General features: G+C 54.0%; 4 protein-coding genes. 1 reads left to right on the plus strand and 3 read right to left on the minus strand.

The window, feature by feature from the left end; all coding sequences use genetic code 11:
• The coding region (locus tag NB063_RS31155) for a hypothetical protein (RefSeq protein ID WP_250933598.1) at positions 1 to 344 on the minus strand (344 nt) is incomplete at its 3' end.
• Positions 345 to 1156: 812 nt separating this feature from the next.
• Positions 1157 to 2479, minus strand: coding sequence for a DUF1559 domain-containing protein (locus NB063_RS31160; RefSeq protein ID WP_250933600.1), 1323 nt, complete (start codon positions 2477 to 2479; stop codon positions 1157 to 1159).
• 1056 nt (positions 2480 to 3535) lie between these two features.
• Between NB063_RS31160 and NB063_RS31165 the strand changes: the two genes are divergently transcribed.
• The gene (locus NB063_RS31165; protein ID WP_250933606.1) at positions 3536 to 4804 is read left to right on the plus strand and encodes a DUF1559 domain-containing protein; all 1269 of its coding nucleotides are present in this window, start codon (positions 3536 to 3538) and stop codon (positions 4802 to 4804) included.
• Between the two features lie 90 nt (positions 4805 to 4894).
• On the opposite strand, the gene NB063_RS31170 is transcribed toward NB063_RS31165, so the two are convergent.
• The gene (locus tag NB063_RS31170) at positions 4895 to 5071 is read right to left on the minus strand and encodes a hypothetical protein (protein ID WP_250933603.1); all 177 of its coding nucleotides are present in this window, start codon (positions 5069 to 5071) and stop codon (positions 4895 to 4897) included.
• Positions 5072 to 5247: the final 176 nt, after the last annotated feature.

The following is a 5247-nucleotide window of genomic DNA, read 5'->3' on the forward strand; positions in this document are numbered from 1 at the left end:
GTGTGGCGCAATCGCCCTGCTCGCGCCGTTTCGCTACTTTTGAAATCCTTCAGTAATACAATCGACGTCCCAAGCCGTAGCAATGTGGCCGTTTGCTCTGCAAACGAAGCTTGCGTGAACGCTCGTTCGCGGGGGAAGTTGATTGTTTTAGTGCTTTTTTTAGCGGAACGGCGCAAGCCGTCCGGTCCCGATTTACCGGACGGCTCGCGCAGTTCCGCGACTTTTATAATCCTGCAGTAATTAAATCGATGTCCCGAGGCGAGGCGATGTGGCCGTTCGCTTTGCAAACAAACCTTACGGGAACGCTCGTTCGCGGAGCGAACGGCCACACTTAAAAACTTCACAGGCTGTTCGTGACTTATTGTTTGCCTGAGACCGCATCCAACGTGAGCTTGGACCGCTGGACCTGTCTGCCTCCTTAACAGCCGCTGTTTCATGCGGACTGGGGGCAATGATATAGGCGTTAAGCAGTTAGGCCGGAATAATTGGGCAGTATTCCATGAGCCTTTTGGGCGTTGTCCTGGACTGCTAACTGGTTGTGAAGACGTGGAAAGTCAAGCCCGCGCCAGTATTGCTTCCATTCCTAGTCGCGATAGCGACGGCAGGCGAAAGCCCCGGACGCGAGTCCGGGGGCGACGTCGCTCCCCGCTTACACCAAGTCGCGAAGCGATGACAGATGCCGCTCCCGGTGGTTCATTCGTACGCACAACCTTGTTTGGTGTCGTCGCGTTGCGACTTGCTTCGCTTTGTTTTCCCGAAACCACGGACTCACGTCCGTGGCTTTTGGATGTCGTCACTATCGTGACTAACCATTGGCGAGATACTGGATCCAGCTAAACGCAAAAAAGATAGCGACACGTCTTGTCCAGAACAAATTTTTGGCAATCCAGTGATAGCCTTGGTTGAACGTAGGAACCATGGTTGGCATCAAAGGACCGATATTCCGAAAAACTCCAGCCAACGTGCTTATCGGAATCGATTTGCCCCGGTCGCTCGTTCTTTTCACCCTGTTACCGCCTCCCGCCCATAGCTGCCATCGCGTTTTCCATTTTGTCGTAGACGGTATGATTGACCAAGCGTCGACAACAACGAAAAAGCCCTGGAAAGGTTGTGGCTTACCAGGGCTCGATTGGACTCGGAGTCGAGTTTACTGTGATTAGAACGAAGCGTCGATCACTTCTCGCGACGCCCGGGTTCCGAGGCTGCCCCACAATCCGAACGGGCTTCCTGCTCCAACATTAAACTCGCTTACAAAAGCGCCTGGCGTGGGGCTCCCCGCTTTGATTGCGTAGTAAGGAACGGTGGAGTTCTGAGTTCCGGCTTCGATCGAGTCGGTAATGAACCTGACCGCACCATCACCCATCAGGACGTGGGCACCGCCTTGATGGCGACTGCTCACTGACATCGGGCCGCCCTCGATGCTGATGTAGGCCATGTTGCAGGCTGGCGAGTTTGGCGGGGTGACGGTGAAGAAGCCCGTGAACATCGGACCGCAGTCCGCCCAGCGGTAACCGCGTCGGTCGCCTGCGCCCGTTGTATTGCTGATCAAGCTGTTGACGTTGTTGTCTCTAGGAATCGTCGAGTCCCAAAACATCGGGCGTGCGTCATCGATGGCGACATTTTGGGTGCACACTGTTGGATCGAAAACGGCCGACCCGGAACTCGGACCATTGGTAGAACCACCGGTTACCCGAAGCAAGTCTCCACGTGTATCCAGGTCACCGAGGTCTGTGATGATTTCACCGCACATGATGGTGTTGGATAGTCCATCAAGGACATCACGGAACTTCATCGAGTTACGGGGGACGAACATTCCGCGCTGCGAACCGCGTTGCCGTTCTGCGTGCGATTGCCATTCATGCCCGTTTGCCGCTGGGTTGGCGCGTTCGATACCGAAATAGCCATCGCCCATGCAAGACGCGTAGTTCGTGCGCCCGACCGCAGGCAGTCCGACACCTGGATCGCTGGGGCACCGAAAAGCAGCAACTTCGGTTGCCCAAGGAACGTACGCATCCTGGAAACCCGGGTTGGGACCCATTGGACTCCAAGAGCCCGTCATCGTGGTGGCATCTTCGATCGTGAAGACGTTTTCATTGAGAGGGTTGGAAATCTGCTCCCACAACGCCTGTTGCTCCATAAAGGGAGTGAGACCAACCAGGTAGCTCAGCCGCAAGCGATTGTAGCCACCGCCGGTGTTGATGTTACCATTCCCGTCAGTGTATGACGCACCGCCAGATGTCAAGCTTGCTGTCGTCAACGTCGTACCACCACCTTGAACAGGCAATTGGTTGTACGTGGAATGGTAGTTATGGGTTGCAAGCCCGATTTGTTTGAAGTTGTTCGAACAACTCATTCGACGTGCTGCTTCCCGCGCCGCTTGTACCGCAGGCAACAATAAGCCTACAAGTACTCCAATAATCGCGATCACCACGAGCAGTTCCACAAGCGTGAAACCGCGATCCTGTTTTTGTCTAGACATCATTCACTCTCTGTTAAATTGAAATCGGTTCGAATCAAGCAGGGATGCTTTTCTTAACGCGAGCGTCAGACTTTGTTCTTTAACCACGGTACAACTCGTGGGGCGATGTACTAGGTTGAGAGAAGACTAAGGTCGCCGTTCAACGTCTGCGGCAAAATTTAGAAAGACTCAATTAAGCAAGATTGGGTGAAATGATTATGAAATTGCGCAGATGCGCACAACAATGACGATGGCTACATTCGGGCCGTGAATGCGCGTTTAGTGATGCGTTCGCTGTCCTTCGAGATTCGCGCTCGGGTTGACTGTTTGGCTACATTGCTTGCGTGTTTGTTTGTCCGTGCAGCGGAGGATTTGTGCATCACCGCTGTTGGTAGTTATGGAGCAACGTTGCCCCCAAAAATGACTTAGTGTTTTTTGGGAAATTTCTGGCTAAAACGAGCGTGGCGAAGCTGTTCAATCGATTCCCTGCTACCCAACGGCGACGCAGATCACGTTCATAGATTCAGCGCATCATTTTCAGAAGCGATCATGCTTCAGCGCGTGTCTTCATTTAAGGAGTGGGCGGAACCAGCCAGTCGATTTCAGCCCAACGAGAGCGTTGATCCAGGCAGATGGTCAGTCTCGCTGACCGGGCGGATTGAATGCGCTCACTGTTGCGAGCCTTTTTTTGTCATCTGAATTCGAGATGCAAGGATCTCGCTGGGGACGTTTGAAAGCGGTTGGATGTCGAATTTCACAGCGAGCCACCACGTTTCTATTGCGCTTGTGCACACAATGACGGAGGGGCCCCCCTCTGCAGGGGTCTTATGTCGGTGTGTACCGCGTTGCTTTGTGAGGCCGGTATGCGCATTTTTGCGGTTCTTTAAATAGATTTTCCGATACCGGCGTATAAGATCCCGTTAAGCTGGCTTAGTGCGCCGCCGCGTGGTTCCATCCTTTCTTGGGAAGGAAGTCGTTTGGCGTTTACGCACGCTATTCAGCGCCGAAATCCTCGTTGCGAAGTGGAACCTCTCCGCTCGTCTCGGCGCGACATTTTTCTCAAAGGAATTTCAAATGATGTGGAAGCGAAATCGGCCGCAAGGCTTCACGCTAGTGGAACTACTGGTGGTGATTGCGATTATCGGTGTTCTTGTGGGGCTCCTGCTGCCGGCGGTTCAGGCGGCACGCGAGGCGGCTCGTCGGATGAGTTGCAGTAACAACTTCAAACAGATCGGTTTGGCGATTCACAACTATCATTCGGCTTACAAGCAAATGCCGATCCAGGGGAGTGGAACGAACTCAATCAATAACAGCCAAGGATTCGGCGAAGGGGGCGGCAACGTCACCAGCGGCGGTGGACGAAACTCTCGCCGATTGAGCATGTTGGTCGGCCTGACACCGTTCTTTGAGCAACAAGCTCTCTGGGAAATGATTTCGAATCCGAGTCGCCAAAACACCACCGGATCGACGATGACCGGATCGTGGGAAGCGATGGGACCGAACCCTTGGGTTCAAGACGGATACGTGCCTTGGGCGACGGAGATCGGAACGTTGCGTTGTCCGAGTGACCCCGGAACGGGTTTGCCGGCACAAGGACGTACCAACTACGCGGCCTGCTTGGGTGACGGGCACTATGTGTACCAGTTAACGAATCCGGCATCGAATGGTTCGACAACAGGGCAGTACCATGCGTCGGCCACGCTTGCGCAGGTTGCCGAGCGTAGTCGCGCCGGACACCGGGGAATGTTTAAGCCTCGACATGCGATGGCGTTCCGCGACACGTTGGATGGCCTTTCTAACACGATCATGGCCGGTGAAATCGTCACAGACTTGGGCGACAATGATTCTCGTACCAATTTGCGAATTATTGGTGGGTCGTCGTTCAATGCTCCGAGCAGTGGAGATTCTTATATCAATCCTGGCATCTGCGACGACGCGGTGGATCCCGCCCGACCTCAGTTTTGGCTCACGTCGTATGCAGGTTTCAATACGCTCAACAACGACGACGGTCGGGGTTACCGCTGGGCAGACTGGGGACCGGTCTTCTCTGGCTTCTACACGATTCATCCGCCCAATAGTGCTTCGTGCATCTTGTCGACCAATGGTGCGGCATACGGGGGACCGATGGCGTCCGGCAGTCGTCACCAAGGCGGGGCCCACGTGTTGATGGGAGATGGCGCGGTCAAGTACATCACCGATTCGATCGAAGCCGGTAATTCGGACGCAACCATTCCGTTCTTCTATGACGCATCCAATCAGAACCTCGTGGGCGGCAAGAGCCCGTATGGTTTGTGGGGCGCGTTAGGAAGTCGCGCGGCCAAAGAAGTGATCAGCGAAGACTTCTAACATTTTCAAAGTCGCTATTACTATCGATCCCTGGAAGAGGCGTTGCTTCTTCCAGGGATTTTTTTGTGTTCGTCGAGAGACGCAGTTCAATTACGTAGGGTCGACCACTTCGTCGGCTTTCGAATCGGCTTTAGCTTGAATTTCCTCCGCGGACATTTCGGGTTCGATCACTTTGGATCCATCACTGCCGCCGCAGCCGGCGAACGTCAGCGGCGTGACGCAAATCGCCAACAATGCCATGCAGCCAAACTTGGTTAACTTCTTCATGCTCAGTCTCTTCCTAAATAAAAGTGAAAGTCCGTTGATCGCCCCGGTACAAAACCCACGGGTGATCTTCAGGCGACAAGTCATTGGCTCGTCGCTCCAGCAAGCATGATAGCAGTTCTTCATCGACGCGACGATCATCTGTCACAAAGTTCACTTGGAAGCGTCCCAAAAATTGT

The sequence above is a fragment of the Aporhodopirellula aestuarii genome (assembly GCF_023701485.1).
GTDB lineage: Bacteria > Planctomycetota > Planctomycetia > Pirellulales > Pirellulaceae > Rhodopirellula > Rhodopirellula aestuarii.

Bases quoted from the DNA above. Each gene is read 5' to 3' on its own strand.
- NB063_RS31170 (WP_250933603.1), bottom strand. From the start codon at position 5,071: ATGAAGAAGTTAACCAAGTTTGGCTGCATGGCATTGTTGGCGATTTGC.
- NB063_RS31165 (WP_250933606.1), top strand. From the start codon at position 3,536: ATGTGGAAGCGAAATCGGCCGCAAGGCTTCACGCTAGTGGAACTACTG.
- NB063_RS31160 (WP_250933600.1), bottom strand. From the start codon at position 2,479: ATGTCTAGACAAAAACAGGATCGCGGTTTCACGCTTGTGGAACTGCTC.